Here is a 24892-nt window from a genome sequence, read left to right as displayed (position 1 = left end):
CGCGCTTGACCAGCGTTATACGGGGATTTACGACGAGTGCTGCGCTATGCTGCGCGCCGTCGCGAAAACAGCTTTTTAACGGAGCTTATTTCGTCGGTAAAAGTCGTGGCTAACAGTCTGAAAATCAGAGCATGCTGCACACCTTGTGTGGCGCTCGCTATTAAGAAATAGGGTCAACAGCCTTAGGAGTGGTTAATGGGGCATGTCAGTAGTCCGGCAGCAGAAGACGGTCACTCAAAGGCAAAACCTATCGCAATGCTGGTCGCCGCGGTTGGCGTGGTCTATGGCGACATTGGCACCAGCCCGTTGTACACCCTCAAAGAGGTGTTTTCCGGCGGGTACGGCGTACAGGTTAATCACGACGGCGTCTTCGGTATTTTGGCGCTGATTCTGTGGTCGTTGATCTGGGTTGTCTCGATCAAGTACGTGCTGTTTATTTTGCGCGCCGACAACGAAGGTGAGGGCGGCATCATGGCCCTGACAGCCTTGGCGCGGCGGGCAGCCGCACCCTATCCCAAGTTGCGCACAGTACTGGTGATTCTGGGGTTGATCGGTGCTTCGCTTTTTTATGGCGACAGCATGATCACGCCGGCCATCTCGGTCTTGTCGGCGGTTGAAGGGCTGGAGTTGGCGTTTGATGGGCTGGACCGTTGGGTCGTGCCTCTCGCGCTGATTGTGCTGATAGCGCTGTTTTTGATCCAGCGTCGCGGCACCGACATGCTGGGTAAGTTATTCGGTCCTATCATGGTGTTGTGGTTTGTGGTGCTTGGCGGGTTGGGGATCCATGGGATCTTTCAACACCCTGAAGTGCTAAGCGCATTGAACCCTGTCTGGGGCGTACGTTTCTTTGTTTCTCATCCGGGCATGGGCGTGGCTATCTTGGGCGCTGTGGTGCTGGCCTTGACCGGTGCTGAAGCGTTATACGCTGACATGGGGCACTTTGGACGCAAGCCGATTGCCCGCGCCTGGTTCATTTTGGTATTGCCCGCGTTAGTGCTCAATTACTTCGGTCAGGGGGCTTTGCTGCTGGAGAACCCAGAGGCGGCGCGTAACCCGTTCTATATGCTGGCGCCCAGCTGGGCGCTGATTCCATTAGTGGTATTGGCCACGTTGGCGACGGTTATCGCGTCTCAGGCCGTGATCTCTGGGGCTTTCTCGTTGACTCGGCAGGCGATTCAGTTGGGTTACATCCCGCGCATGCACATTCAGCACACTTCCAGCGCCGAGCAAGGGCAAATTTACATCGGGGCAGTGAACTGGTCGCTGATGGTTGGGGTGATTTTGCTGGTGCTTGGCTTTGAGTCGTCAGGCGCTCTGGCTTCGGCCTATGGTGTGGCTGTGACCGGGACCATGTTGATCACCAGCATTCTGGTGTCGGCGGTGATGCTGATGTTGTGGAAATGGCCGCCTGTATTGGCTGTACCGGTGCTGATCGGGTTTTTGTTGGTCGACGGTCTGTTCTTCGCCGCTAACGTTCCGAAGATTGTGCAGGGTGGTGCCTTCCCGGTGTTGGCGGGGATTGTGCTGTTTATCCTGATGACCACTTGGCGGCGCGGCAAGCAGCTGCTGGTTGATCGACTTGATGAAAGTGCTTTGGCGCTGCCGTTGTTTATCAACAGTATTCGGGTTCAGCCCCCTCATAGGGTGCAAGGCACGGCTGTTTTTCTGACCGCCCGACCGGACGCTGTGCCGCATGCCTTGCTGCACAACTTGTTGCATAACCAAGTTCTGCATGAACAAGTCGTTTTACTCACCGTGGTTAACGAAGATTCGCCGCGAGTACCTGCGCAGCGACGTTTTGAAGTCGACGCCTACGGTGAAGGCTTTTTCCGCGTGATCTTGCACTTCGGGTTTATGGACGAGACGGATGTGCCGGAGGCGCTCAAGCTGTGCCATCTTGACGAGCTTGACTTCAGCCCGATGCGTACGACTTACTTTCTAAGTCGCGAAACTGTCATCGCTTCTAAACTGGTCGGCATGGCGAAATGGCGTGAGGGCCTGTTCGCCTTCATGTTGAAGAATGCCAACAGTAATCTGCGGTTCTTTAATCTGCCGGTAAACCGGGTGATCGAGCTAGGGACTCAAGTCGAGATGTAGACGAGGGGGAGTGGCTATAAATAAGCCCTGATTCAGATGAGCAGGGTAACGACTAGGTAATGAGCCTTTTTTCTTTCAGGAGAGGGCTCCTTAGACTTAGCAGCAACACCCTCAGTTCTTTTGGGTGGGGCGTACTCTACGTGTTTCTAACTGCCATAGAGGGTGTGTGTCTTGAGCCGGGTTTCATGTTGCTCATGGAGCCAGGCCAAAGAGATTGCCTGTCTCCACTCTGTACCGTTTAGCCCATAAGCTTGAAGTTGGGCTTTTAGTTATGCCACTTGAACTTCAGAAAGTTTTGGCTCATCTCCTTGATCAATCGCTCTTGTGCTTGAGTGCAAATGTTCTCGCCGTCGCCATTCTCACCAAGGTAAACCACTGAGTCGAGCGTATTGTCATTGTTAATGTCATGGGCCGAAGCCTTGTAAATCAGGGTCTGATTTCTGGGTGTACCTGTTCCTTCATGAAGATGCAGTCTGACGACATTTGGAGAGTTGTCATGGTAGTAATCCTCGGCAAACACCTTGATATACCGCTGCCAGCTTTTACCTTGATTGAACCATTCAAGTTTCAAAAACGCATTGGCGAAGGCCTTGATCAGCTTTTCATCCTTGGCGTTATCTTTGCCGTCATGGTTAACGTCACCCCCGAACTGCAGATCCGTCACCCCATCTGCGGTCATGTCTACCGCCCCTGCTTTGAGTACCAGTTTGTCGGCCTGGCCTTGCACTTCTTCATAAAAACGCAGCAGTACTGTATCGGCCCGACCATTGCCGCTGCGATCCTGGGCGGTCACTCTCAAATAGCGCATTTAAAAACTCCTTTTCCTTATGAGTTTTCACTGTAATAAGCGCTGCCACTCATCCGCTAGGCGTGGATTCCTGATCTGGAGTGCGAAGTTCCGCCTCGAGGCTGTAAGGCAGAACTCTAGAAACATAGCTGCCTGTCTGCATCAGGTGATGCTGACTACTGAGCGGCAGTCTGATGCTTTTTAATCATGTCTACCAAGCGCTGAGCCAACGCGGGGTAGTTCTCATCAAAGTGGTGGCCGCCGGGTAGCTTCACGCTTTCACCCACAGCGGTTTTGCCGGTGCAACCGCTTTCATCGGCTTCCTCTGCGCCGTAGATGCACACCACTTTGCTGGCAGGCAATTTGGACATTGCTTCGCCGGTATCTGTTTCAGCGCCCGCTTTGCCCAGCCAGCCATCGACATGAATCTCGAAGCTGCCACTGCGGGCAAAAGCCAGCAGGATAATGGCGTCCACGCGTTTTTGTTCGGCTTCTGGCAAGAGGTTGTAGGTAGCAGGCAATACGTCTGCACCAAACGAATAACCGACCAATACAAAGCGCTGCGTACCCCATTTTTGACGGTAGTGTTGCATCAGCTCGGTCAAGTCGGTGGCACTTTGCTCAGGCGTTTTGTGCTGCCAGTAGTAGCGCAATGTGTCGATACCGACCACTGGGTAGCCGATTTTGGCCATCTCGCCGGCGACGTCACGATCCAAGTCGCGCCAACCGCCATCACCCGACAAGAACAGGGTCACGGTGCTGTTTTGCTGGCCTGCGGGTACTTCTACAACAGGCATACTGAGCCCGCCGTTGTCATCGCCGACCAGAATCTTGCGCAGTTCGTTGCTCAATACCTGTGGGTAGTGAATGTCATAGTCGCTGATGCTGGTCTGAGCATTGAGTTGGTCGCGTACGAAGGCGGCGCTTGGGTCGTCAGGGTTATCGTTCCACGCCACTAACCAGTTGCCGTGTGCAGCCGATTTAGGCATTGGCAGCGTGCAGCCGGGTTGCTCGAGTGTGAAACCCACCGAAACGGCTTGCGCCTTGTCGTTGGTTTGCTCGGCAAGCCAGCGCCAAGCCAAGGTTGCGCCTGGGCCAACCCCGCTGACCAGCGTGGCAGAGCCGTTCAGTTGCTTTAGCGCAGTTTGCAAAGCCTGCTGCTGCAGCGCGCAGTCTTCTTTGGGCAGAATGACCTGCACCAATTGCGCTTTGCCACCACGGCTCAGCGCCACCAACTGAGTGTCGGTCAGCGCTTGATCGGCAGGCGTTGCAATGATCACTTGAGCACGAGCTTTCTGACCAGGAATGACTGTGGTCAAGGTTGTGCCATCGCTTTGGCTCAGGTGCTGGAGCGTTGGCTCCGGAGCTGGGCGATTCCAGAACCAATAACCGCCAGCCGCAACCGCAGCCAGTACCACCAGAAATAACAGCAAAAAACGCCAGGAACGATGTTTCATTAACGTTTCACCAATCCAGTCAAGCCACCTGCAATCAAGGCGGCGGTATCAGCCAGTGCGACTAACGGGTCAAGCCCGGCAGGCACGGCCATATAACGAGGTTCCCAGTCGGGCTGGAATTTATCTTTGAAGCGCCGCAAACCCTGGAAGTTGTACAAGTGCTCACCTCGCTGGAACAGCATCGACCCCAAACGCTGAGTCAGTGGTGCGCCGCGACGCGGTTGTAGGCCAGACAATGGCACCATTCCCAAGCTGAAACGTGCATATCCATGCTTTTTATAATGCTGAATCAAGCCGACCATCATGAATTCCATGGTCAGCTTTGGCGCCTCCGGGTGTGCGCGCATCAAGTCGAGGCTCGACAGCTCGTGACTGTGCGTCTCAAGCAAGTTGGCAAAGGCCACGGGTTTGCCTTCAAAGCGAATGATCGCAACCCGGAAATGCTTGATGTAGTCCTGGCTGAAGCGACCGAGCGAGAAGCCTTTTTCCCGCACATTTTTACCGCTTAACCATGCATCGGAAATGACTTTTAGCTCATCCATTGGCGCTTCGCCTGGCTCGTGGATTTCCAGCGACAGGCCGTCGCGGGTGCCACGATTCCAGGTGTAACGCAGATCTTTCATCTCTTTGCCTTTGGCGTCGAGATCAAAGCGATGTAGGTCAACCCGGGCTTCTTCGCCCAGTTTTATCGCCGTCAGACCGATGTCCATGTAGAACGGCAAATTCTCGGCACGCACCTGATAAAACACGGGGCGGGCATGGAAGGTGTCGCACAAATCTCGGAACTGCCAGATTAATTCGGCACGTTGCTGCGCTGGCCCGATGGGGTCGTACAGCGCAACCAAACTGCGGCCGCGGCGTGCGTACATCAAGAACGCGTTGTCATGCGGGTGGAACAGCAAGGCTTTATCGCCGGTCAGAGCAAGCCCGCCATCCGGTTGGTCCGAAGCCAGCAGAATTTTCTCAGCGCGCTCCAGTTCGCCCGCATCCGGCAAGTGGATGGTGGGACGTGCAGTGCGCAGTAACCACGTGAGAGAGACGATAACCAGCAGAACCGCTGCGCCCAACAGCGAGCGCAAACCACGCGGAGCATCTGAGTCGAGGGTGAATTGCCACCACAGTTGATGGCTATAAGGCACATCCTGATAAGCAAACAGCAACAACCACACCGAAGCGCCCAACACACAGGCGCTGGCCACCAGATAAAGCGCAGAGAAAGGTAGCTCGGTCAGGCGGCTAGGGCGGTAGAACGAGCGGCGGAACAGGCCCAGCAAGCTCGCAGTAAGAACCAAGATGGTTGCTTCTTCCCAGTCAAAGCCCTTGAGCAACGAGAGCACGGCGCCCACTAGCAGCAAAATCGTAGTCAGCATCCAGGCGGCTGATAAGCGTCGACGCAGACCTTGAGCCAACAACAGACACAGTACGCCGATTAGGCTGGCACCGAAGTGCGAGGCATCAATCAAGCGATGAGGGATCAGAAAACCGATGTGTTCAAGGCGCGTGTCGATTTCCGGTGTCGCCCCGGAAAACAGTAAAACTACGCCGGACATAAAAACCAATACCGCAAGAATGGGCGCGGCCAAGCCTGAGGCTACTCGCAAACTTTGCCGGGTTTGGATCAGGCGCTGGGCTTCGTTGAACAGCAGCATCAGGCACGCGATCAGCAGCGGCAAAATGACATAAATCAGGCGATACAGGAGCAGGGCGGCGGCCAAAGGCGCAGCGCCGAGTTTTTCGGCAAAAGCGGCCAGCAAGATCGCCTCAAATACCCCCACACCGCCAGGCACGTGACTGAGTACACCTGCGGCCAGAGCCAGCAGATAAACCAGTACGAAAGCGCCAAATGGAGGTGCTTCTGGCAATAGCAAATACAGCACAGTGGCTGCCGCGGCGACGTCCAGTGCAGTAATCAGCAATTGCAATAGAGTTAGACGAGGGCTAGGCAGGCGCAACGTCCGGCGTCCGGCTTTAACCAGCAGGTTGTCCGGGATAGGTTGTTCAGGCAGGCGTCGGCGGTAAATGCCTAGCGCTAACAGCCCAAATAACAGCAGCACGGCCACTGCAATGGCACCCAGAATGTAAGCCGAGATATGCAATGCTGCGGAGGCTGCAGGCAGATTGCTCAGGGTCGCTAAGGCCGCAAGCGGCGGCAATGCGCAGCCCAGCGACAAACTGGCAAACAGTGTCATGTGTGCGACTTCGGATGCACCTACGCCATGGCGCGCGTACAAGCGATAGCGTACAGAGCCGCCCGACAGCAGTGACAGACCGATGGCGTTACCAATGGCAAAGGCGGTGAAACCACCCAAGGCCAAGGTCTTGGGTGGCAGTTTGACACCGGCATAGCGGCTAGCTGACCACTCGTAGCCGAGCAAAATCAAAAAACCGACAGCAGTTGCAGCCACAGCGCCCAGAAGAGCAGGTCTGGGCACCTCCATCATGGAGTCTTGCAGGGCGTACAGGTCAAGCTCGCTGAGCAGGTGGCGGCAAGCAATCAAGGCTATGGCAAATAGCAGAAGAGTCAGTGCGAGCCCGATAGGTTGGCGGTACTTGCTCAACAGATCCAGTAAATGCAGGCGTTTGGCTGCAATGGGATTGACGGCTACAGCGGGTTCTTTAAGTTCTGGCGAATTATCGGGCATCAATCACCTCGTGAATCGTGCGCGATAGGATGGAGGCAACGACTCAAGTAACCAATCCTTTTGCTCAAAATATTTCAAAATACTTCCAATTGTTTGTCTGATGTTCAGGTTTGGCGTGTGAAATATAGGTAATTGCTGCTGCTCAGCATAGACAGCCGAGTTTTAAGAGAGATGACAGACGCTTACATCTAGCCAGAAGAGTATTTTCGATCGCGCACAAAAAAGGCCACTCTTTCGAGTAGCCTTTTTTGATGTTTGGTTGCGGGAGCCGGATTTGAACCGACGACCTTCGGGTTATGAGCCCGACGAGCTACCAGACTGCTCCATCCCGCGTCTGTGGGGCGGATTCTACAGCGATACGCGCCGCTGTCAAACGTTAATTTTAAAAAATGTCTTTTGCTTCAATTGGTTAGAGCTAAGGTGTCGTGGTTAAAAGCGTTGCAGGCCCTTTGGTGCCTAGGGTGTAGCGTTATTGAGTGCTTTCAATTCGATTAGAAAAATACATATAGCCATGTGGCGTGCATCGCTGGTCGTTCAAATCAACACCACTGGTGCTATATACAGTTCTCAGTGACATACTGGCGCTCTGCTTTACCTACATTCACGAAGAACACTGCCTTACATGACGCAGCGCAAAATCATCCATGTCGACTGTGACTGTTTTTATGCCGCTATTGAGATGCGCGACAACCCGAGCCTGGCGAACAAACCCATGGCGGTCGGAGGGTCGGCGGACCGTCGCGGTGTCATCTCGACCTGTAACTATGAAGCACGGGCATATGGTGTGCGTTCAGCGATGGCATCTAGGCATGCCCTTAAGCTGTGCCCAGACCTGATCATCGTTAACGGTCGGATGGATGCCTATAAAGAGGCCTCAAAAGAGATCCACGGCATCTTGCGCGATTACACCGAGATCATTGAACCGCTGTCTTTGGATGAAGCCTTCTTGGATGTCTCCAATAGCCTGCATTTTGGTGGCAGTGCTACGCGTATTGCTCAGGACATTCGGCGTCGAGTCTCGAATCAGTTGCACATCACCGTATCCGCGGGGGTAGCGCCGAATAAATTTCTGGCCAAAATTGCCAGCGACTGGAGAAAGCCCAACGGCCTGTTCGTTATTACTCCAGATCAGGTTGAAGACTTTGTCTCAGCGTTGGCGGTCAATAAGTTGCACGGTGTCGGTAAGGTGACGGCAGACAAGCTGGCGAGGTTAGGTATCGAAACCTGTCAGGATCTGCGCGACTGGGACAAGCTGGCTCTGGTACGTGAATTTGGCAGCTTTGGTGAGCGTTTATGGGGGTTGGCGCGCGGTATTGATGAGCGCTTGGTGCAAAGTGACAGTCGGCGTCAGTCAGTAAGTGTTGAAAATACTTACGACACTGATTTGCCGGATCTGGCTGCCTGCTTAGATAAGCTGCCTGAGCTTCTGGAAACCTTGAACAGACGTATCGGCCGAATAGACAGCAGTTACCGGCCAGGCAAACCCTTCGTCAAAGTTAAATTCCATGACTTTACCCAGACTACGTTGGAGCAGTCCGGGGCGGGGCGGGATCTTGAAAGTTATGAGGGGTTATTGAGTCAGGCGTTTGCGCGAGGGGCCAAGCCCGTGCGGTTGTTGGGGCTTGGCGTGCGCTTGCATGATTTGAACCTGGGGCACGAACAATTGGAGCTGTTCGCTAAACATCCGTAGGCGCTGACGCAGGCTGCGATCCTTTTCAAGGATTTACAGCTCTCATAGCAGGTCGAGCTTAACTATTGCCCGGGTCAGCCACCAGTCGCCCAGCATTTTTGGTCAGAGACTGAACAAACTCACGCTGCAACTCTGGATCATTACGCGTCAGCTCGATCAGACTTTGCTCCAGTTCACTGGCTTCTTCTTCAAGCCCAAGTTCTGACAGGCGTTTGACACGACGGACCCATTGGCTGACGTCATCAGCCTCAAGATCGTCGTAAATCAGCGTGTGCGCCTCAAGCAACTTGCCACGCAGCGAGCTGCTGATGGACAGTGATGAGTCCCAGTGAGTCTCGTCCTGAGCGTCCTCGACCTTAATGATCAATGTGCTCACGCGACTCAAGTCTTGCTCGGCAAACGGACTGTCTAGCAAGTTAAGGCGCAATATCCCGTTACGATCGGTGCTCATTTCGTGGTGTTGCTTACCCGCGCTGACGATGACCGGACGCTCGGCCCACGGCAAGCTTGAAGACTCCATGCGCTTGTCGCGTTGAATCTCTTCGATACCGGCCAGATTCTGCTCGGCGCGGCCGTGAGATTGCACGTTCATCGCCGGGTTGAGGCCGTCGACGCCATAGCTGATCCAGTCTTTGGTCACGCTGTCGGGCAACTGTCCAAACATGAAAACGTTCAGCACGTTGGCACCCACCCCGGCAACCACCGCCACCGCACCCAGCGGCATTTCATAGACTTCGCGCCAAGGCTGGTAGGGCGTGTAGCGATCGTAATGACGTGTGACATCGAACTCAGTGACTTCAAAAGTCTTTTGTTCATTGATGCGCACACGGCGTTGCGGCAGCTCCATTACAGAAGGTGAGCCGACATCAATTTGCAGGGTGTGCGCGAGCAGTTTGCGCTCGACGCGCTCTTCATGCTCGCTGCGTTGGGACATGTGATTGGCGCAGCCGCTCAACAGCAGGGCGCCGCATGTGGCGGCGCCCGTCAAAGTACTTCGATTGAACATGGTGTCTCTATGTAGATTCAGCGATGGATACGTGCCTGAAGGAAAGCCAGAACGTCTGCAACGGGAAGGGCTTGGGCTTGGGCTTCGGTGCGGCCCTTGTACTCCAAATTACCTTCGGCCAAGCCGCGATCACTGACAACGATCCGATGCGGAATACCGATCAGTTCCATGTCTGCGAATTTGATCCCCGGGCTGGTTTTTTTGTCTCGGTCATCCAGCAGCACTTCAAAACCTGCGGCGGTTAACTGAGCATAAAGAGCATCCGTGGCTTCGCGTACGGCTTCGGTTTCGTAGCGCAGGGGGACCAGGGCGATCTGGAAAGGCGCTAAAGCATCACTCCAGATAATGCCGCGCTCGTCGTTGTTCTGCTCAATGGCCGCTGCCACCACACGAGAAACGCCAATGCCATAGCAACCCATAGCCAGAGTCACAGGCTTACCGTTTTCGCCCAGCACTTGGCATTTCATCGCCTCGCTGTACTTGTTACCCAACTGGAAGATGTGGCCCACTTCAATACCGCGTTTGATTTCCAGTGTGCCCTTACCGTCCGGGCTTGGGTCGCCAGCCACCACGTTGCGCAGGTCGGCGACGGTTGGGACAGGCAGATCACGCTCCCAGTTCACGCCAAAGTAATGCTTGTCGTCGATGTTGGCGCCTACGGAAAAGTCGCTCATCAGCTCAACTGAACGGTCGATGATGCAAGGCAATGGCAGGTTGAGCGGGCCCAAGGAGCCAGCACCGGCGCCGATTGCATCACGCAGCTCTGCATCCGACGCCATGCTCAGTGGGCTGGCCACCAATGGGTGGTTGCCGGCCTTGATTTCGTTCAGGTCGTGATCGCCACGAATCACCAGCGCGATCAGCTTGCCTTCTTCGGCCGCATGAACGATCAGGGTCTTGACGGTTTTTTCGATTGGCAGGTTGTAGCCCTCTACCAATTGAGCAATGGTTTTGGCGTCAGGCGTATCAATCAGGCGCAGCTCTTCAGTGGCTGCAGCACGAGAGGTTTCGGCTGGGATCGCTTCGGCCTTTTCGATGTTGGCTGCGTATTCGGAGCCATTGCTGAATACGATATCGTCTTCACCGGATTCGGCCAGTACGTGGAACTCGTGGGAGCCAGCGCCGCCGATGGAGCCGTTGTCGGCCTCTACTGGGCGGAACTTCAAGCCCAGGCGGGTGAACACGTTGCAGTAAGCCTGATGCATGCGGTCATAAGTGACTTGCAGCGACGCTTGATCGGCGTGGAACGAATAAGCGTCCTTCATGATGAATTCACGGCCACGCATCAAGCCGAAGCGTGGGCGGATCTCGTCACGGAACTTGGTTTGGATCTGGTACAGATTGATCGGCAACTGCTTGTAGCTGTTTAGCTCGTTGCGGCACAGGTCGGTGATGACCTCTTCGTGGGTTGGGCCCACGCAAAACTCACGACCGTGGCGATCTTTAAGGCGCAGCAGCTCCGGGCCGTACTCTTCCCAGCGACCGGACTCTTGCCACAATTCAGCTGGCTGGATGCTCGGCATCAGCACTTCCAAAGCGCCTGCAGCATTCATTTCTTCGCGAACAATGGCTTCAGCTTTGCGCATGATCCGCAGGCCCATGGGCAGCCATGTGTACAGGCCGGAGGCTAGTTTGCGAATCATGCCGGCGCGCAGCATCAGCTGATGGCTGATAACGACCGCGTCCGAAGGCGTTTCTTTTTGTGTGGCGAGCAAATATTGACTGGTGCGCATGGGTAGTCGTTGCCGTTGCTGATGACTAAATTTGACTGGCCATTGTACGGGCGAGAGCGGATTGCGTACAGGCCGTAGGGGGAGGCATGTGCCAGAGGGGCTTTCCCGTGCCATTGTTTGGAATGACAAGGGAGCGGCCCTAAGGTTTATTCGGGGTGTTTTTCGAGATCTAGCGTAGGGTTCAAGCGCGCTTTACGGTTTTCTTGATACCAGTGCAGGCTGATCAACAAGAGCGTTGGGATGCCCATGATGGCGGTGATAATAAAGAAAGTGTGATAACCGAACTTCTCGACCAGCACCCCTGAATAACCGCCCATCAAACGCGGCAGCAGCAGCATGATTGAGCTGAGAAGTGCGTACTGGGTGGCAGAAAACTTGAGGTTGGTGAGGCTAGACAGATAGGCGACAAACGCTGAAGTAGCGAGCCCGGAGCTGAAATTGTCGAGTGAAATCGTGACAATCAGCATGTTCAGATTGGGACCCATGTCGGCCAGCAGCATAAAGAGCAGATTGGTCGCAGCGGACGCGGCACCGCCAATCAGCAGAATCGGCAAAATACCGAAGCGCACAATCAGCAAGCCGCCCATGCCTGCGCCGAACAGGGTCATGAAAAGGCCAAAAATCTTGCTCACCCCAGCGATCTGGTCTTTGGTGAAGCCTTGGTCGATATAGAACACGTTGGCCATAACGCCCATGACCGTGTCAGACATACGGTAGGTGGCAATCAGCCCGAGCAGTAACAGCGCCTGCCAACGATAACGCACGATAAAGTCATTGACCGGCGTGAGTACCGGCGCGAGCCCGCGTCGCCCTATGGATGACAGGCACATGGCCGTCAACAGGGTGTAAAGGATGGCGCGCAAGAAGGCGCGATCTTCCATCAGCAATGTCATCGGGCTCATGCCTTCGAATAGCACGCCCGCAAAGTCAGTGTTGTAAAGCTGGGTGAACATCGCCGGTACAGACACCAGCAACACAATCAGAACGAAAACAGAGGCCAGTTGATGGACAAAGCTGTAGCGTCCCGCCGACAACTGGGTGCGCAGCGTCACCGGGGGTTCGCGCATGACAAAGGTGGTGATGAGCGCCGGCACCATGAGCAGGCCGAACAAGACATAGGTGCCAGTCCAAGCAGAGTGCTTGTAATTAAAGCCGGTAGAGCCGAAACCTTCGGCAAAAAATAGTGCGCCTGCCGTGGCCAGCAGAGCCGCGACCCGGTAACCCGACATATAGCTCGCGGCGAGAGCGGCTTGACGGTTGTCGCTTGCGATTTCCAAGCGGTAGGCGTCGATGGCGATGTCTTGGGTGGCCGAAGCAAATGACACAATTACGGCAATGGCAATCAACCATGAGAGATGGTTTTGCGGGTCACAGAAGCCCATGCCGATCAGGCCGAGGATCACCAGTGTCTGTGAAAGCACCAGCCAAGAACGGCGTCGGCCGAGCCTTCCTAGCAGTGGCAGACGCCACTGGTCGAGCAGCGGCGACCAGACCCACTTGAAGGCATAGGCCAAACCGATCAGGCTTGCATAACCAATGGTTTCTCGCGCAACACCGGCTTCGCGTAACCAGACAGAAAGCGTTGAAAACACCAGCATGTACGGTAAACCGGCGGCGAAACCGAGCAATAACAGTACAAGGGTTGAGGGGCTGGAATAGGCAGCTAGCGCTTCGCGCCAGGTTTTACGGGGCATGGACTCGAGTCTGCCTTTGATTACGGAAACAAAGGGCGCACTCTAACCGCAGTGCTCTATCGGGCGCCAGCCATGACGTTGTATATCCACCCGATTATTAAAAATGCTTAATCCTTCGCTGCGCAGACGCGCTCGTTGTTCATCACCGCTAAGGCTGCCAGCTGGCAAACTGATTCTTCCGCCCGCAGCCAGTACACGATGCCAAGGCAGCCGGGTGTCTTCAGGCAGTTGGCCCAGCGTGCGCCCCACCCAGCGTGCCGCTCGACCCAGACCCGCCAGCTCGGCCAGTTGACCATAAGTCACTACTTTGCCGCTCGGCACCTGCATCAAGGTCGAGTAGAGGGCTGTGCGGCGAAGCTCGGCCGGTGTTGGCAATGGACTATCTGTTGAATTCATGGCGTGATTTCAATGCGTTGAAGATCCAGACGTTTCCGTCGCGAACTGTAGCAAAGGAACTACAAGGTAAACACCGGGTCTTTCTTTGCCCGGGGCGTGTCCTACTGGATAATGCCGTCATCTTCAGTAAACCCGAGTTTCACATCTGCTTATGTTGCCCAGAACCCTGTTATGCCTTGCCGTCTTAAATGTGTCCACGCCAGTACTTGCCGATACGGTCTGGTTAAAGAACGGTGATCGGCTGAGCGGCAAGATCAAAGTCTTTGACGGGGGTAAATTACTCATTCAGACCGAGTATGCGGGTGCCATTCCCATTGACTGGAAGCAAGTCAAAACCCTAGAAAGCGATCAAGAGTTACTTGTCAAACAAGATGCGTACGCGGGCGAAAAAGCCAAGTCGTTGAAAGCAGCCGAAGACGGCAAAGTTATTTTGGCGAATGGCGAAGCCCCTAGAACCGTGGAGCTGGCCAGTATCCAGCAAATGGTCAAGCCCAAACCAGTAATCGAAGACTTGGTCTGGAAAGGTAATGTCGATGTCGCGCTGGACTACAAGCGGGCCGACAAAGACACCGACGATTATGACATCGACCTCAAAACCACGGCTCGCCACGGTGCATGGCGGCATAACGCCGAAGCGTCCTATAACCGTGAGTTCCAGAACGATGTGGTCACCACTGACAACTGGAACGCCGAATATGCGCTAGACCACTTTATTGATGAGAAGTGGTACTGGCAGGGCCGCTTGGGTTACACCCGCGACAGAGTTGAAGACATTTCTCGCCAGCGTACTGTAGGTACTGGCCCTGGTTATCAGTTTTGGGATGATGAGCTCGGCGCATTTTCGCTGGGTTCACTGCTAAACCGCACCGACTATGAATACTCCGATGGCAGCAAAAGTAATTTTTATTCGTTAGCCATGAAGTGGGATTACAACCGTTATTTGGTCGGCAAAACTGTGTCGATCTTTACCAACGGTGAGTTGGGCAAGCCGTTGGGTGGAGACTCCGATTACAGCCTAGATGCTGAAATTGGCTTGCGTTACAAAGTTACCGAGTGGGCATCACTCAACTTGAAAGCTGAAAAAGACTTGATTGGCAGTGACAGCGGTCAAGATAACGCGCTCAATAAAACCCGTTACACCGCGGGCTTTGGCATTCTGTGGTAACGACCTTTTGCTTGTTTAGATCAGAAGATCGCAGCCTTCGGCAGCTCCTACGAAGCATTAGGTTGCGCGACTTATAAGTGCAGGAGCTGCCGCAGGCTGCGATCTTTAGCTTTAATAAGCTCACAAAATCGCAGCCATAGGCAGCTCATGCAGACGAGCCTGCTTAAATCCGCAAGCCGCCGTCCAGTTCCAGAATGCGTCCGCTGTAATAATCGTTTTCAAAGATATACGCCGCTGAATGGGCTATTTCCTCGACCTTGCCCATGCGTTTCAGCGGGATAACTGAGGTCATTCTCTCAAGGGCTTCTGGCTTCATGCTCAGCGCCATTTCGGTTTCGATAAAGCCTGGAGCGATCCCCGCCACTCGAATACCATATCGCGCCAGCTCTTTAGCCCAAGTCACGGTTGCTGCCGCGACACCCGCTTTGGCTGCTGAGTAGTTGGTCTGCCCGATGTTGCCTGCGCGCGAAATCGAAGAAATATTGATCACTGCGCCCTGGCAATTCAACTCGATCATCTTGGCCGCCACTTCGCGGGTGCAAAGAAAAACCCCAGTGAGGTTGACGTCGATAACGGCCTGCCACTGCGCTAGGCTCATTTTGCTGAGTACGCCGTCCTTCACTTTCACTAAAAGGCCGTCACGCAAAATCCCCGCGTTGTTCACCAAACCATTGATCGCGCCAAAGTCATCAGCTATTTGGCCCACAGTTTGTGTAACCTGCTCTTCATCCGCCACATTGCACAAATAAGCACGTGCCTGGACCCCGTGGGCTTGGCAGGCCGCAACGGCCTGTTCAAGTCTTTGCGAGTTCAAGTCGACCAGCGCTAGTTTTGCGCCCTTGGCTGCCAGATATTCAGCCATGGCGCGACCGAGCCCTTGGCAGCCGCCAGTGATAATGATTACTTTATCTTTTAGTTGCATGTGTGCCCTGATCTCGACCGTTTCGACGGATTTTTATTAAGGAGTCATAAGTTGAGCGTTGAAGTTGCCAAGCATGCCCGAGAATTATTGCTCAAGGAATACCGTGGAGCGCTAGCCACACATTCCAAGGCGATGCCAGGCTTTCCCTTCGGATCGGTGGTGCCTTATTGCCTGGATGAGCAGGGACGCCCCTTAATACTGATCAGTCGAATCGCCCAGCACACCCACAACTTGCGCAAAGATCCCAAGTGCTCATTGATGGTAGGCGAACGTGGCGCAGAAGATGTGCAGGCGGTTGGACGCTTGACCTACTTGGCAAACGCCGAGCAACTGGTCGAACCAGTAGCCATTGAGGCGGCCGCTGAGCGTTATTACCGCTACTTTCCTGAGTCGCAAAGCTATCACACCGCCCACGACTTCGATTTCTGGGTACTGAACCCGGTTCGTCATCGTTATATCGGCGGGTTTGGTGCTATTCACTGGGTCGATCAAGTGTCCTTGGCCAATCCTTTTGCCGGTAAAGTCGAGGTGCGCATGGTCGATCATATGAACGAAGATCACGCTAACGCCATCGCTCATTACGTTGAGCTGGCCGGGCTGCCAAGCACCGAGCCCGCTAAACTGGTCGGCTTAGATAGCGAGGGGATGCATTTACGCATCGGTCAAAGTTTGTATTGGTTGGGGTTTCCAGAACCTTGTAATACTTCGACACAGGTGCGCGAAGCCTTGGTTCTTTTGGCCCGCGCAAGCGAATGGCCTAAAAAATAAAGCGCACAACCTTGAATTCAGAAAGTCGCGCCGTCATCTAAGCTGTGTTGGAAGACATTCTTCCGGAGAGGAACCATTTGATGCGCGCTTTTTTATTGCTCTTTCTGTTGTTTCCAGTGCTAGAGCTGTACGTCTTTTTTAAGGTCAGCACCGCTATCGGGTTTTTCCCGGCGTTGTTGCTGATTATCGCCGGCTCCCTGCTCGGGGTTCTGGTAGTACGCGTTGCGGGTTTGGCCACCGCTTTAAGTGCGCGTGAGAGTCTGAACCGTGGTGAGTTGCCGGCTCAACAAATGCTTCAAGGTCTGATGCTGGCGTTGGGTGGCGGCTTGTTAGTGCTACCAGGCTTTATCAGCGACATCGCAGGTCTGTTGTTGCTGTTCCCGCCAGTTCGCCATTTCTTGGTCAATCGCTTGCGCAAACGCGCAGAAGAACAGGCGATTCGTCAGCGAGCGTTTGCTGAAGAGTTTGAAGCTTCGCGTCGTCCCGGCACGCATCAACCAGTGGGTCGTGAGCCCAATGTGATTGAAGGCGAGTTTGAGCATCGGGATAAGTAAATTTTATCTATCAACCGCTGTAGCACGGCACTTAAGGTGCCGTGTTCGTTTTTGGGTTGTGCGAAAGGTTAAAAAATTTCATAAGGCTGCTCTTGTAATCACTGGATGCGCCCTTATGTAACTGGCACCGCAGGGTTTTGCTGGCAACAGCAGGGACCCTTAAGCGATTAACACCCGGCATTTCCGGACTTGTAAACCCAGCCGGTATTGACACCGGCCGATGAACACACCTTTAGGAGAGATCGACAATGAAGCTTCGTCCTCTGCATGATCGCGTCGTTATCCGTCGCAGCGAAGAAGAAAAGAAAACCGCTGGCGGTATCGTTCTGCCTGGTTCGGCTGCCGAGAAAGCTAACAGCGGTGAAGTCATTGCTGTGGGCACTGGCCGCGTTCTGGACAACGGTGAAGTGCGTGCGCTGGCCGTGAAAGTGGGTGACAAGGTTGTGTTCGGCCCTTACTCCGGCAGCAACACTGTAAAAGTCGACGGCGAAGACCTATTGGTAATGGCTGAGAACGAGATTCTCGCTGTTATCGAAGGCTGATTTTCCGCTCCTTTTCCGTTACTACAAAGTATTTAAGGAAGAACGAACATGGCTGCTAAAGAAGTTAAATTCGGCGATTCCGCCCGTAAAAAAATGCTCGCCGGCGTAAACGTCCTGGCTGACGCAGTAAAAGCAACACTGGGCCCTAAAGGCCGTAACGTGATCATCGAGAAGAGCTTCGGCGCTCCGACTATCACTAAAGACGGTGTTTCGGTCGCTAAAGAAATCGAGCTGAAAGATCGTTTCGAAAACATGGGCGCGCAGCTGGTTAAAGACGTTGCTTCCCGTGCTAACGATGACGCTGGTGACGGTACAACTACTGCAACCGTTCTGGCTCAGTCGATTGTCAACGAAGGCCTGAAAGCCGTCGCTGCCGGCATGAACCCAATGGACTTGAAGCGCGGTATCGACAAGGCGACCATCGCCATTGTTAAAGAGCTGCGTCAACTGTCCAAGCCGTGCGCAGACAGCAAAGCAATCGCTCAAGTTGGTACTATCTCTGCCAACTCCGACAGCTCCATCGGCGACATTATTGCCGAAGCCATGGAAAAAGTCGGTAAAGAAGGCGTGATCACTGTTGAAGAAGGCTCGGGCCTAGAAAACGAACTGTCTGTTGTAGAAGGCATGCAGTTTGACCGTGGCTACCTGTCCCCTTACTTCGTTAACAAGCCAGACACCATGGTGGCTGAGCTGGACGGCCCGCTGATCCTGTTGGTTGACAAAAAGATCTCCAACATCCGCGAAATGCTGCCAGTTCTGGAAGCTGTTGCCAAAGCTGGCCGTCCATTGCTGATCGTAGCTGAAGACGTTGAAGGCGAAGCCTTGGCGACTCTGGTTGTGAACAACATGCGCGGTATCGTTAAAGTGGCTGCTGTTAAAGCGCCGGGCTTCGGCGATCGTCGCAAAGCAATGCTGCAGGACATCGCTGTTCTGACTGGCGGTACCGTTATCTCCGAAGAGATCGGCCTGAGCCTAGAAAGCACCACTCTGGAGCACCTGGGTAACGCCAAGCGCGTCATTCTGTCTAAAGAAAACACCACCATCATCGACGGTGCTGGCGTTGAAGCAGACATCCAAGCGCGTGTGACTCAGATCCGTGCTCAAGTGGCTGATACCACTTCTGACTACGACCGTGAAAAACTGCAAGAGCGTCTGGCCAAGCTGTCGGGCGGCGTTGCAGTGATCAAGGTTGGCGCTGGTTCCGAAGTTGAAATGAAAGAGAAAAAAGCCCGCGTTGAAGACGCCCTGCACGCTACCCGTGCAGCCGTTGAAGAAGGCGTGGTACCTGGCGGTGGCGTGGCACTGGTTCGTGCTCTGCAAGCTATCTCTGATCTGCAAGGCGATAACGCTGACCAGAACGTGGGTATCACTCTGCTGCGTCGTGCTGTTGAAGCACCACTGCGTCAGATCGTTGCCAACTCCGGCGACGAGCCAAGCGTAGTTGTCGATAAAGTGAAGCAGGGTTCGGGTAACTACGGTTACAACGCTGCCACTGGCGAATACGGCGACATGATCGAAATGGGTATTCTTGACCCAGCTAAAGTGACTCGTTCGGCTCTGCAAGCAGCTTCTTCGATTGCCAGCCTGATGATCACCACTGAGGCGATGATCGCTGAGATCCAAGAAGACAAGCCAGCAGCTGGCGGCATGCCAGACATGGGCGGCATGGGTGGTATGGGCGGCATGATGTAAGCCAGCCTTACCCCGCTACGCAAAAACCCCGCCTGAGTGATCAGGCGGGGTTTTTTGTGGCTAAAGAAAGTACCCTGCGCGCCGGGGAGCTGCCGCAGGCTGCGATCTTTTGCCTTTTAACCTTTCACCAAACGAGCGCCCAAAACTGTGCCAAGACAAGTATGCGCACGCGACTGTATGACATTTGTGAGCTTTTAGTGAAAGAGTCGTTAAAGTGGCCACGCTATTAACTTAATCGCGTTAAGACCCTCCAATGCTGGCTCTCAGCGGTTCTTGGCCTTAAGCTGCCGGGGCCAAGATGGCCGTAACTGCGTACGGAGAAAAATGCCCATGCGAATTTTATTGGTTGAAGACAATCGCGATATCCTCGCCAATCTGGCGGACTACCTAGGGCTTAAGGGGTATACCGTTGACTGCGCGCAGGACGGCTTGTCTGGGCTGCACTTGGCCGCGACCGAGCATTATGACTTGATCGTGCTCGATATCATGCTGCCGGGTATCGACGGCTACACCTTGTGCAAGCGACTGCGTGAAGACGCGCGCCGAGATACGCCAGTGATCATGCTAACGGCCCGTGACCAGTTGGACGATCGCCTGCAAGGCTTCAAGTCTGGTGCTGACGACTATCTACTCAAACCTTTTGCTTTATCTGAGCTGGCGGCCCGGATTGAGGCTGTCCTGCGCCGCGCTCAAGGCGGTGGTCGTCGTGAGCTACAGGTCGGCGACTTGCGTTACGACCTCGACACCCTTGAAGTGACCCGTGAAGGACGCATGCTCAAACTCAACCCAGTAGGTTTAAAACTATTGGCCGTTTTAATGCAAAAAAGCCCACATGTGCTGCGCCGTGAAGTCCTTGAAGAAGCCCTGTGGGGCGACGATTGCCCAGACAGCGATAGCTTGCGCAGTCACGTTCACCAGCTACGCCAAGTGATCGACAAACCGTTCGATAAGCCGCTACTGCAAACGGTGCATGGTGTGGGTTATCGCCTCGCCGAGAGTCGTGATGGAGTTTAAACAAAGCCTTGCCCAGCGCATCATCATCGCGTTCGCGCTGATGAGTGCGCTGGTGGCCGGAACGTTTGCGATGGGGATTGTTGCAACCGTGCACTTGGTTGAGGAAAAACTGATTTCAGCAGGCTTGGGCGGGGATCTACAGCGTTTGCTGTTGATGGACAACGTCAGTGACTGGAACCATCGGCCTGAGCCCGACCAACTGTTTTACTACAGCGGTGGGCGTGGTGACTTCGCCCTGCCCAAAGACCTGCGTCATCTGGAACCGGGTTTTCATGAGGTGTTCCGCGACCAGTTGTCTTATCACGCCATGGTCGATGTGGTCGACGGGCGACGCTACGTGTTACTGCAAGACCAAAGCGATTTCGAAGAACGTGAGCGCGTGCTGTTTGCTGTAGTCCTAGTCGGGTTTGTGCTGGCGCTGGCGCTGGCGGTCTTTCTTGGCTGGGTGCTGGCGCGCCGAGTGATGGCCCCGGTCGTGCGACTGGCCCGCCAAGTGCGTCATCGTGAACAGCTGTTGGGGCTGGCACCGCCCTTGGCCCCCGACTATGCGGCCGATGAAGTAGGTGAGCTGGCAGTGGCTTTTGATGCCACCTTGGGTCGGCTGCGTGACACCTTGAGCCGTGAACGGTTGTTCACCAGTGACGTGAGCCATGAACTGCGTACGCCATTGATGGTGCTGGCCAGTTCATGTGAGCTGTTGCTAGAAAGCCCATCATTGGATCAGCGCAGTCGCTCGCAAGTAGAGCGTATTTCCCGCGCCTGCGAAGAAATGCGCGAATTGGTACAGACCTTCCTTATGCTGGCTCGAGCGCAGCATGAAGATTCCAACATCTCGCCGACGGTCACCCTGACCACTGTGGCTGAGGGGTTGATTAGCTTGTGGCGCGGGCCTATCGAGGCCAAAGGGCTGACCCTGATCTATGACGCAGGTAACCCACTCGATACCCGCTACAACGCGACGTTCTTGCATGCAGTGATGGGCAACCTGCTGCGCAATGCCCTGCATTACACCGACACTGGGTTCATTCGGTTGAGCCTTGAACCTACCGGGTTTGTGGTTGAGGACAGTGGTGTCGGGATTCCCGAAGAAAAGCGCCAGGCAATGTTTCAACCTTTTGTTCGTGGTAGTGAAAAGCGTGGCGAAGGGCTTGGGCTAGGGCTGTCATTGGTACAGCGGATCTGCGACAGCCAAGGCTGGAGAGTCGAGTTAACCACCATGGAACCTAATGGTTGCCGTTTCTATGTGGAACTCAATCCTATTCACACCTGAGACGCCCATTCGTGGCCTACCGTCTGTAGGCCACTTTCCCTGCGCTTAATTAGTCCGTAGAGTGGCCCCGAGCCAGCGTCCTGCGTCTGTAAAACCCTACAGCGCTTATAGATGCACTCGTACAAATTTTTCACCTAATGATGACTTGATGCGAACGTTCTCCCGCTTAAGGTGGCGCGGTATTGATTCGCAGCGGGTTTACTTATTACGCAAGAGATCACCTATGACTGTTGAATCCGTACCTCCTCCCCACACTGCGACTGAACAACGCTTTGAGTTTTACTGGCAGCAACAAGGCGAGTGGGTTGAGGAACCGAATCAACGTCGTGGTGGTGAAAGTGGGGTGCAGCGGATTCACGAGGCTCAGGGCCGCTTGCTCTATGTAAAACGTCAGGTAGGTCATACCTATCGCAGTTGGCGTTACCCAATGGGCAGGCCGACAGTATTGCGCGAGCGCGACGCATTGCTCGCATTCAATCGCCTGTCAGTGGGTGTTCCGCAATTGGTGTATTGCGGGGCGCAACAAGGTGCGGATAAAGAGTGGCGTGCATTGTTGGTGACGGCTGCACTGGAAAATTTTATTGAAATAGACAGCTGGTACGCTGCCGGCGAGCGCGAAGCTCACGGTGAGGCTGTCCATGATCGGGTACTTGAAACCATCGCTCAAACCTTGGCGCGTATGCATTTAGGACGTTGGCAGCATGGCTGCCTGTATGCCAAACATGTGTTTGTTCGAGTAACGGGCAAGGGCGACAGCGCTCAAGTTGATGTGGCTCTGCTGGACCTTGAAAAAAGCCGGCAACGTCTGACGGCTCGCAAGGCTGCCTCGCACGACCTCAAACAGTTGCGCCGCCATTCGTCGTGGAACACCGACGACTGGAAGAAACTGAACTACTTTTATGAAAAGGTGTTTGGCAGTGCCATCAAAGGGTTACGGTGATGAAGCGAGAAATAGCACGAGGTTTGTTTTTGCTGGGCTCTTTGGCCGTTGCCACTGTGGCGATGGCTGCGTGGCAGCCGCCAGTGATGCAGGTATTAAGCAGTGCGAAATCAGGTGCGCAATGCCCGCTTCCACGGGTGGCGAAAGTCACCTTGGACGCACAGCCCGATCATGAGCTATTGCTGTTTATGTATGGGATGAAGCAAGGCTTGCGGCCTTGAACACAAGCGCTTGTAGTATTCGCTGCCGTAGGCTGCAATAAGAGCCACATGACCTTCAATAACAGGGGCGCTGCGCACTCCATCGCAGCCTGCAACGGCAAAAAATTTAGCTTTAAATAACGTGCAGATGGTTGTCCCATAGCCCAGACGGTAAATCCAAAGGTTCGGCAGTCAGTTCATGTTTGCGGCAGTCATAAAACCGGCACCGACCTTGCCCTGACGTCACGACAAACCCATCTTCCACCGTACCCACACCCGCGCAGTCCGGCAGTGGGGCATCCAGTCGCAATGTGCCACTGTCTAGGTCCCAGATAAAGAACCGGTTACCCCGCGGTGCCGTCAACGCCACTAAGCGCAATTGGCTGTGTACTGCCACACTGGCCGTGTAGTGACCCATAGCCCGCAATTGCTGCTCAGCGACCGGGAAGGGCTCAAACGGTTGACCGGGACGCTTAATAGCCAACAACTCGGACAGTTGATTAGCCTCGCCCATAAACTGCTGACACGCGACGATGGTGCCGTCAGTGGCAATCCCTAGATGACGCACGCTGTTCATTTGCTGGCTCAATGTTTCTTTGCTCAGCAACTTACCGTCTCGTTGCATCAACACGAGGCTGGGTTCCATCGCGTTAAGGTTCATCTCAACCCGGCTTTCGGCTTCTGTGCGGATACCGCCATTGGCCACCACTAGGGTTTCGCCATCAGGCATCCACGACACTTGGTGCGGCCCCACGCCATGGGTTGGGATTTCGCCACTGTGGATCAGGCGCTCGCCTTCAAAGCGATAAACCCCTAGCACGCCACGGCCCGGATCGCGGGTATCATTCTCGGTGGTGTACAGCCACTCGCCGTCTTTATGAATCACGGCATGGCCATAAAAGTGGCGATTAGGCTGTGAGGTGATCGTTTGCAACAACTGCCCATCCTTGAGGCTGATCAAGTAACTTTGCGTGCCAGGACGTCGCGCGACAAACAGTGCAATAGGCAGCGTTGGGTGGTTGATGATGTCATGGCAGCGCTGGCCGACCTGAGTGCTAAACACTTGAGTGCCGTCCAGTCGGTAACCCACTGCAAAGTGATTTCCGTCCACATCGTCGCGGGCACTCAAGAGCAGCGGGCTGCGGCCTTGTTTAGACAGCGACCAGCCACCCAAAGTGATGGCGCTCAGCAGTAAGCCGCCGAGCTTGAGAGCTTGTCTGCGCATCATCGAACCATCCTTTATCAGTCGCCGTCGTTGGCGTTAAAGCCCAATTGAATGCCCAGCGCCTTGGCCAGTTCGCCTTCGTGCAGACGGTGGACCACATTGAGGCTGTCATAGATGGCATTTAGTTGCGCGATGCCAGCGTCGTCAGCCAGCAGTTCGTTGAGGGAGCGCTGGTTATCGTTGAGCAACTTAAGGGACGTGGCGTACGCGGCGTCGATCTTCTCTGCCAGCGGCTTTTGTTCGGCAGGCAACAACCCGCGCAGCCCTTTGTTGTCGACGCCAGCCCACACAGTCTGAGCCGCGGCGAGACTGGCTGCCAAGCTCTGTAATGACGCCTGACTGCGCCATGCATCGGCTTGCAGGGGTTGCGGGATGCCCTTGCTCTGACGGCCCATTGGAGTGCCGAGCTTCTTTTTCAGGGTATCGAGTGCGGTCACTTGCACGCGGAGTAAATCAGCGATGGCCTCGTGAGAGTCAGCGTAGCGCTGGTTTGGGAACTTGGTCATTTGCGCCAACATACCGTCAGTGCTGTTCCAGCCCGCCAGAATGTCTTCAGCCAACTGTTTTTGATGCTCGCCAATGGCGGTCAGCAATGGGCAGTAGCGGGCTTTCTGAGTGGCGTCAGCCAAGTCGATATTGCTGTCGAACAGAATGTATTCATAAGCCGACAGACCTTGCACGACAACGCTGGATTTGGTCAGTGTGGCGGCATCAATCTGCGGCTGAGCAATAACCAGTTGTTCCACTTGGCGTCCGACCAGATTCTTTTTGTCCGGCCAGAACTGCACTTGCCACGAGCGATTGCCTTCGGCCAGTGGGCCGATCAACAGCGGTTGCAGTTGCGCCCAAGCTTTTTGTGCATGTAAGAAGTCGGCGCGAGCCGTTTCGAGTGACTCTTTGCCTTCACAGTAGGCCAGCGCACTGACTGCCAGTTGGCGGTCGGCGTCAACCCAGCGGCTGTAAGTCGGCAAAATCACCTGTTTGGCGATAGCGGCCGAGGTGACGGCTTGCTGATCTTGAGGCGAGCAGGCTGCCAAGGCGATAGCTGCAAGGCTGGTGAACAAAAGCTTGGGTCGAAACATGTCGGGGTCCCCGATC

The 24892-nt window shown here is 54.7% G+C and carries 21 protein-coding genes and 1 tRNA gene; 11 read left to right on the top strand and 11 right to left on the bottom strand.

The features are described from left to right. The first annotated feature begins 195 nt into the window (after positions 1-195). Positions 196-2097: a potassium transporter Kup gene (locus tag AQS70_RS00235; RefSeq protein WP_055100941.1), complete on the top strand. Its 1902-nt coding sequence runs from the start codon at positions 196-198 to the stop codon at positions 2095-2097. Positions 2098-2362: 265 nt separating this feature from the next. On the opposite strand, the gene AQS70_RS00230 is transcribed toward AQS70_RS00235, so the two are convergent. The 4 genes from AQS70_RS00230 to AQS70_RS00215 all read right to left on the bottom strand — a co-directional run bounded on the left by AQS70_RS00230 (position 2363) and on the right by AQS70_RS00215 (position 7316). After that, positions 2363-2905, bottom strand: a complete 543-nt coding sequence (locus AQS70_RS00230) for a hypothetical protein (protein ID WP_055100940.1) — start codon at positions 2903-2905, stop codon at positions 2363-2365. A gap of 155 nt (positions 2906-3060) precedes the next feature. Beyond that, positions 3061-4341, bottom strand: a complete 1281-nt coding sequence (locus AQS70_RS00225; protein ID WP_055100939.1) for a virulence factor family protein — start codon at positions 4339-4341, stop codon at positions 3061-3063. Then, positions 4341-6983: a bifunctional lysylphosphatidylglycerol flippase/synthetase MprF gene (mprF, locus tag AQS70_RS00220; protein WP_055100938.1), complete on the bottom strand. Its 2643-nt coding sequence runs from the start codon at positions 6981-6983 to the stop codon at positions 4341-4343. The genes AQS70_RS00225 and mprF overlap by 1 nt, the downstream gene beginning before the upstream one ends. Positions 6984-7239: 256 nt before the next feature. Beyond that, positions 7240-7316: transfer RNA gene (locus AQS70_RS00215), tRNA-Met, on the bottom strand. Between the two features lie 289 nt (positions 7317-7605). On the opposite strand from AQS70_RS00215, the gene dinB reads away from it, so the two are divergent. Then, the gene (dinB, locus tag AQS70_RS00210) at positions 7606-8673 is read left to right on the top strand and encodes a DNA polymerase IV (protein WP_055100937.1); all 1068 of its coding nucleotides are present in this window, start codon (positions 7606-7608) and stop codon (positions 8671-8673) included. A 58-nt stretch (positions 8674-8731) separates the two neighbouring features. Here dinB and AQS70_RS00205 read toward each other — a convergent pair whose 3' ends face one another. The 4 genes from AQS70_RS00205 to AQS70_RS00190 form a co-directional block, all read right to left on the bottom strand. After that, a complete protein-coding gene (locus AQS70_RS00205) occupies positions 8732-9679 on the bottom strand; it encodes a hypothetical protein (RefSeq protein WP_055100936.1) in 948 nt (315 codons plus the stop codon). A gap of 17 nt (positions 9680-9696) precedes the next feature. Further along, a complete protein-coding gene (locus tag AQS70_RS00200) occupies positions 9697-11412 on the bottom strand; it encodes a proline--tRNA ligase (protein ID WP_055100935.1) in 1716 nt (571 codons plus the stop codon). Positions 11413-11558: 146 nt separating this feature from the next. Then, positions 11559-13106 carry an AmpG family muropeptide MFS transporter gene (locus AQS70_RS00195; protein ID WP_055100934.1) on the bottom strand — a complete coding sequence of 516 codons (1548 nt, stop codon included), beginning with the start codon at positions 13104-13106 and terminating at the stop codon, positions 11559-11561. 42 nt (positions 13107-13148) lie between these two features. Further along, complete coding sequence (locus AQS70_RS00190; RefSeq protein WP_055100933.1) at positions 13149-13502, bottom strand: MGMT family protein; 354 nt, start codon at positions 13500-13502, stop codon at positions 13149-13151. A 151-nt stretch (positions 13503-13653) separates the two neighbouring features. Here AQS70_RS00190 and AQS70_RS00185 point away from each other — a divergent pair, with 151 nt between their 5' ends. Beyond that, a complete protein-coding gene (locus tag AQS70_RS00185; RefSeq protein WP_055100932.1) occupies positions 13654-14667 on the top strand; it encodes a DUF481 domain-containing protein in 1014 nt (337 codons plus the stop codon). A gap of 163 nt (positions 14668-14830) precedes the next feature. Here AQS70_RS00185 and AQS70_RS00180 read toward each other — a convergent pair whose 3' ends face one another. Continuing rightward, positions 14831-15589, bottom strand: a complete 759-nt coding sequence (locus AQS70_RS00180) for an SDR family oxidoreductase (RefSeq protein WP_055100931.1) — start codon at positions 15587-15589, stop codon at positions 14831-14833. 51 nt (positions 15590-15640) lie between these two features. Here AQS70_RS00180 and AQS70_RS00175 point away from each other — a divergent pair, with 51 nt between their 5' ends. The 8 genes from AQS70_RS00175 (at position 15641) to AQS70_RS00140 (ending at position 22590) form a co-directional block, all read left to right on the top strand. Further along, entirely contained in the window at positions 15641-16357 is a 717-nt protein-coding gene (locus AQS70_RS00175; RefSeq protein ID WP_055100930.1) for a HugZ family pyridoxamine 5'-phosphate oxidase, read from the top strand. 80 nt (positions 16358-16437) lie between these two features. Beyond that, a complete protein-coding gene (locus tag AQS70_RS00170; RefSeq protein ID WP_055100929.1) occupies positions 16438-16911 on the top strand; it encodes an FxsA family protein in 474 nt (157 codons plus the stop codon). A gap of 248 nt (positions 16912-17159) precedes the next feature. Continuing rightward, on the top strand, positions 17160-17453 hold the full coding sequence (locus tag AQS70_RS00165; RefSeq protein ID WP_016779794.1) for a co-chaperone GroES: 294 nt from the start codon (positions 17160-17162) through the stop codon (positions 17451-17453). 48 nt (positions 17454-17501) lie between these two features. Beyond that, positions 17502-19145: a chaperonin GroEL gene (groL, locus tag AQS70_RS00160; RefSeq protein WP_055100928.1), complete on the top strand. Its 1644-nt coding sequence runs from the start codon at positions 17502-17504 to the stop codon at positions 19143-19145. Positions 19146-19475: 330 nt separating this feature from the next. Further along, entirely contained in the window at positions 19476-20159 is a 684-nt protein-coding gene (gene colR, locus AQS70_RS00155; protein ID WP_055100927.1) for a two-component system response regulator ColR, read from the top strand. Then, entirely contained in the window at positions 20149-21429 is a 1281-nt protein-coding gene (locus AQS70_RS00150) for a sensor histidine kinase (RefSeq protein ID WP_055100926.1), read from the top strand. The genes colR and AQS70_RS00150 overlap by 11 nt, the downstream gene beginning before the upstream one ends. A gap of 223 nt (positions 21430-21652) precedes the next feature. Next, positions 21653-22369, top strand: a complete 717-nt coding sequence (locus AQS70_RS00145; RefSeq protein ID WP_055100925.1) for a lipopolysaccharide kinase InaA family protein — start codon at positions 21653-21655, stop codon at positions 22367-22369. Next, on the top strand, positions 22369-22590 hold the full coding sequence (locus AQS70_RS00140; protein WP_055100924.1) for a hypothetical protein: 222 nt from the start codon (positions 22369-22371) through the stop codon (positions 22588-22590). Before AQS70_RS00145 ends, AQS70_RS00140 begins: the two co-directional genes overlap by 1 nt. A gap of 112 nt (positions 22591-22702) precedes the next feature. Here the strand turns inward: AQS70_RS00140 and AQS70_RS00135 are convergent, their stop codons facing one another. Both AQS70_RS00135 and AQS70_RS00130 read right to left on the bottom strand, forming a co-directional pair. Continuing rightward, a complete protein-coding gene (locus AQS70_RS00135) occupies positions 22703-23797 on the bottom strand; it encodes a DUF1513 domain-containing protein (RefSeq protein WP_055100923.1) in 1095 nt (364 codons plus the stop codon). A gap of 14 nt (positions 23798-23811) precedes the next feature. Further along, positions 23812-24876 carry an imelysin family protein gene (locus tag AQS70_RS00130; RefSeq protein WP_055100922.1) on the bottom strand — a complete coding sequence of 355 codons (1065 nt, stop codon included), beginning with the start codon at positions 24874-24876 and terminating at the stop codon, positions 23812-23814. Positions 24877-24892: the final 16 nt, after the last annotated feature.

It is taken from the genome of Pseudomonas endophytica, assembly GCF_001411475.1.
GTDB classification, from domain to species: domain Bacteria; phylum Pseudomonadota; class Gammaproteobacteria; order Pseudomonadales; family Pseudomonadaceae; genus Aquipseudomonas; species Aquipseudomonas endophytica.
Note: the sequence above shows the minus strand (reverse complement) of the source record. Positions and strands in the feature narration are given on the sequence as shown.

Coding starts and splice junctions, on each gene's coding strand:
- AQS70_RS00235 (WP_055100941.1), top strand. CDS start 196: ATGGGGCATGTCAGTAGTCCGGCAGCAGAAGACGGTCACTCAAAGGCA.
- AQS70_RS00230 (WP_055100940.1), bottom strand. CDS start 2,905: ATGCGCTATTTGAGAGTGACCGCCCAGGATCGCAGCGGCAATGGTCGG.
- AQS70_RS00225 (WP_055100939.1), bottom strand. CDS start 4,341: ATGAAACATCGTTCCTGGCGTTTTTTGCTGTTATTTCTGGTGGTACTG.
- mprF (WP_055100938.1), bottom strand. CDS start 6,983: ATGCCCGATAATTCGCCAGAACTTAAAGAACCCGCTGTAGCCGTCAAT.
- dinB (WP_055100937.1), top strand. CDS start 7,606: ATGACGCAGCGCAAAATCATCCATGTCGACTGTGACTGTTTTTATGCC.
- AQS70_RS00205 (WP_055100936.1), bottom strand. CDS start 9,679: ATGTTCAATCGAAGTACTTTGACGGGCGCCGCCACATGCGGCGCCCTG.
- AQS70_RS00200 (WP_055100935.1), bottom strand. CDS start 11,412: ATGCGCACCAGTCAATATTTGCTCGCCACACAAAAAGAAACGCCTTCG.
- AQS70_RS00195 (WP_055100934.1), bottom strand. CDS start 13,106: ATGCCCCGTAAAACCTGGCGCGAAGCGCTAGCTGCCTATTCCAGCCCC.
- AQS70_RS00190 (WP_055100933.1), bottom strand. CDS start 13,502: ATGAATTCAACAGATAGTCCATTGCCAACACCGGCCGAGCTTCGCCGC.
- AQS70_RS00185 (WP_055100932.1), top strand. CDS start 13,654: ATGTTGCCCAGAACCCTGTTATGCCTTGCCGTCTTAAATGTGTCCACG.
- AQS70_RS00180 (WP_055100931.1), bottom strand. CDS start 15,589: ATGCAACTAAAAGATAAAGTAATCATTATCACTGGCGGCTGCCAAGGG.
- AQS70_RS00170 (WP_055100929.1), top strand. CDS start 16,438: ATGCGCGCTTTTTTATTGCTCTTTCTGTTGTTTCCAGTGCTAGAGCTG.
- AQS70_RS00165 (WP_016779794.1), top strand. CDS start 17,160: ATGAAGCTTCGTCCTCTGCATGATCGCGTCGTTATCCGTCGCAGCGAA.
- groL (WP_055100928.1), top strand. CDS start 17,502: ATGGCTGCTAAAGAAGTTAAATTCGGCGATTCCGCCCGTAAAAAAATG.
- colR (WP_055100927.1), top strand. CDS start 19,476: ATGCGAATTTTATTGGTTGAAGACAATCGCGATATCCTCGCCAATCTG.
- AQS70_RS00150 (WP_055100926.1), top strand. CDS start 20,149: ATGGAGTTTAAACAAAGCCTTGCCCAGCGCATCATCATCGCGTTCGCG.
- AQS70_RS00145 (WP_055100925.1), top strand. CDS start 21,653: ATGACTGTTGAATCCGTACCTCCTCCCCACACTGCGACTGAACAACGC.
- AQS70_RS00140 (WP_055100924.1), top strand. CDS start 22,369: ATGAAGCGAGAAATAGCACGAGGTTTGTTTTTGCTGGGCTCTTTGGCC.
- AQS70_RS00135 (WP_055100923.1), bottom strand. CDS start 23,797: ATGATGCGCAGACAAGCTCTCAAGCTCGGCGGCTTACTGCTGAGCGCC.
- AQS70_RS00130 (WP_055100922.1), bottom strand. CDS start 24,876: ATGTTTCGACCCAAGCTTTTGTTCACCAGCCTTGCAGCTATCGCCTTG.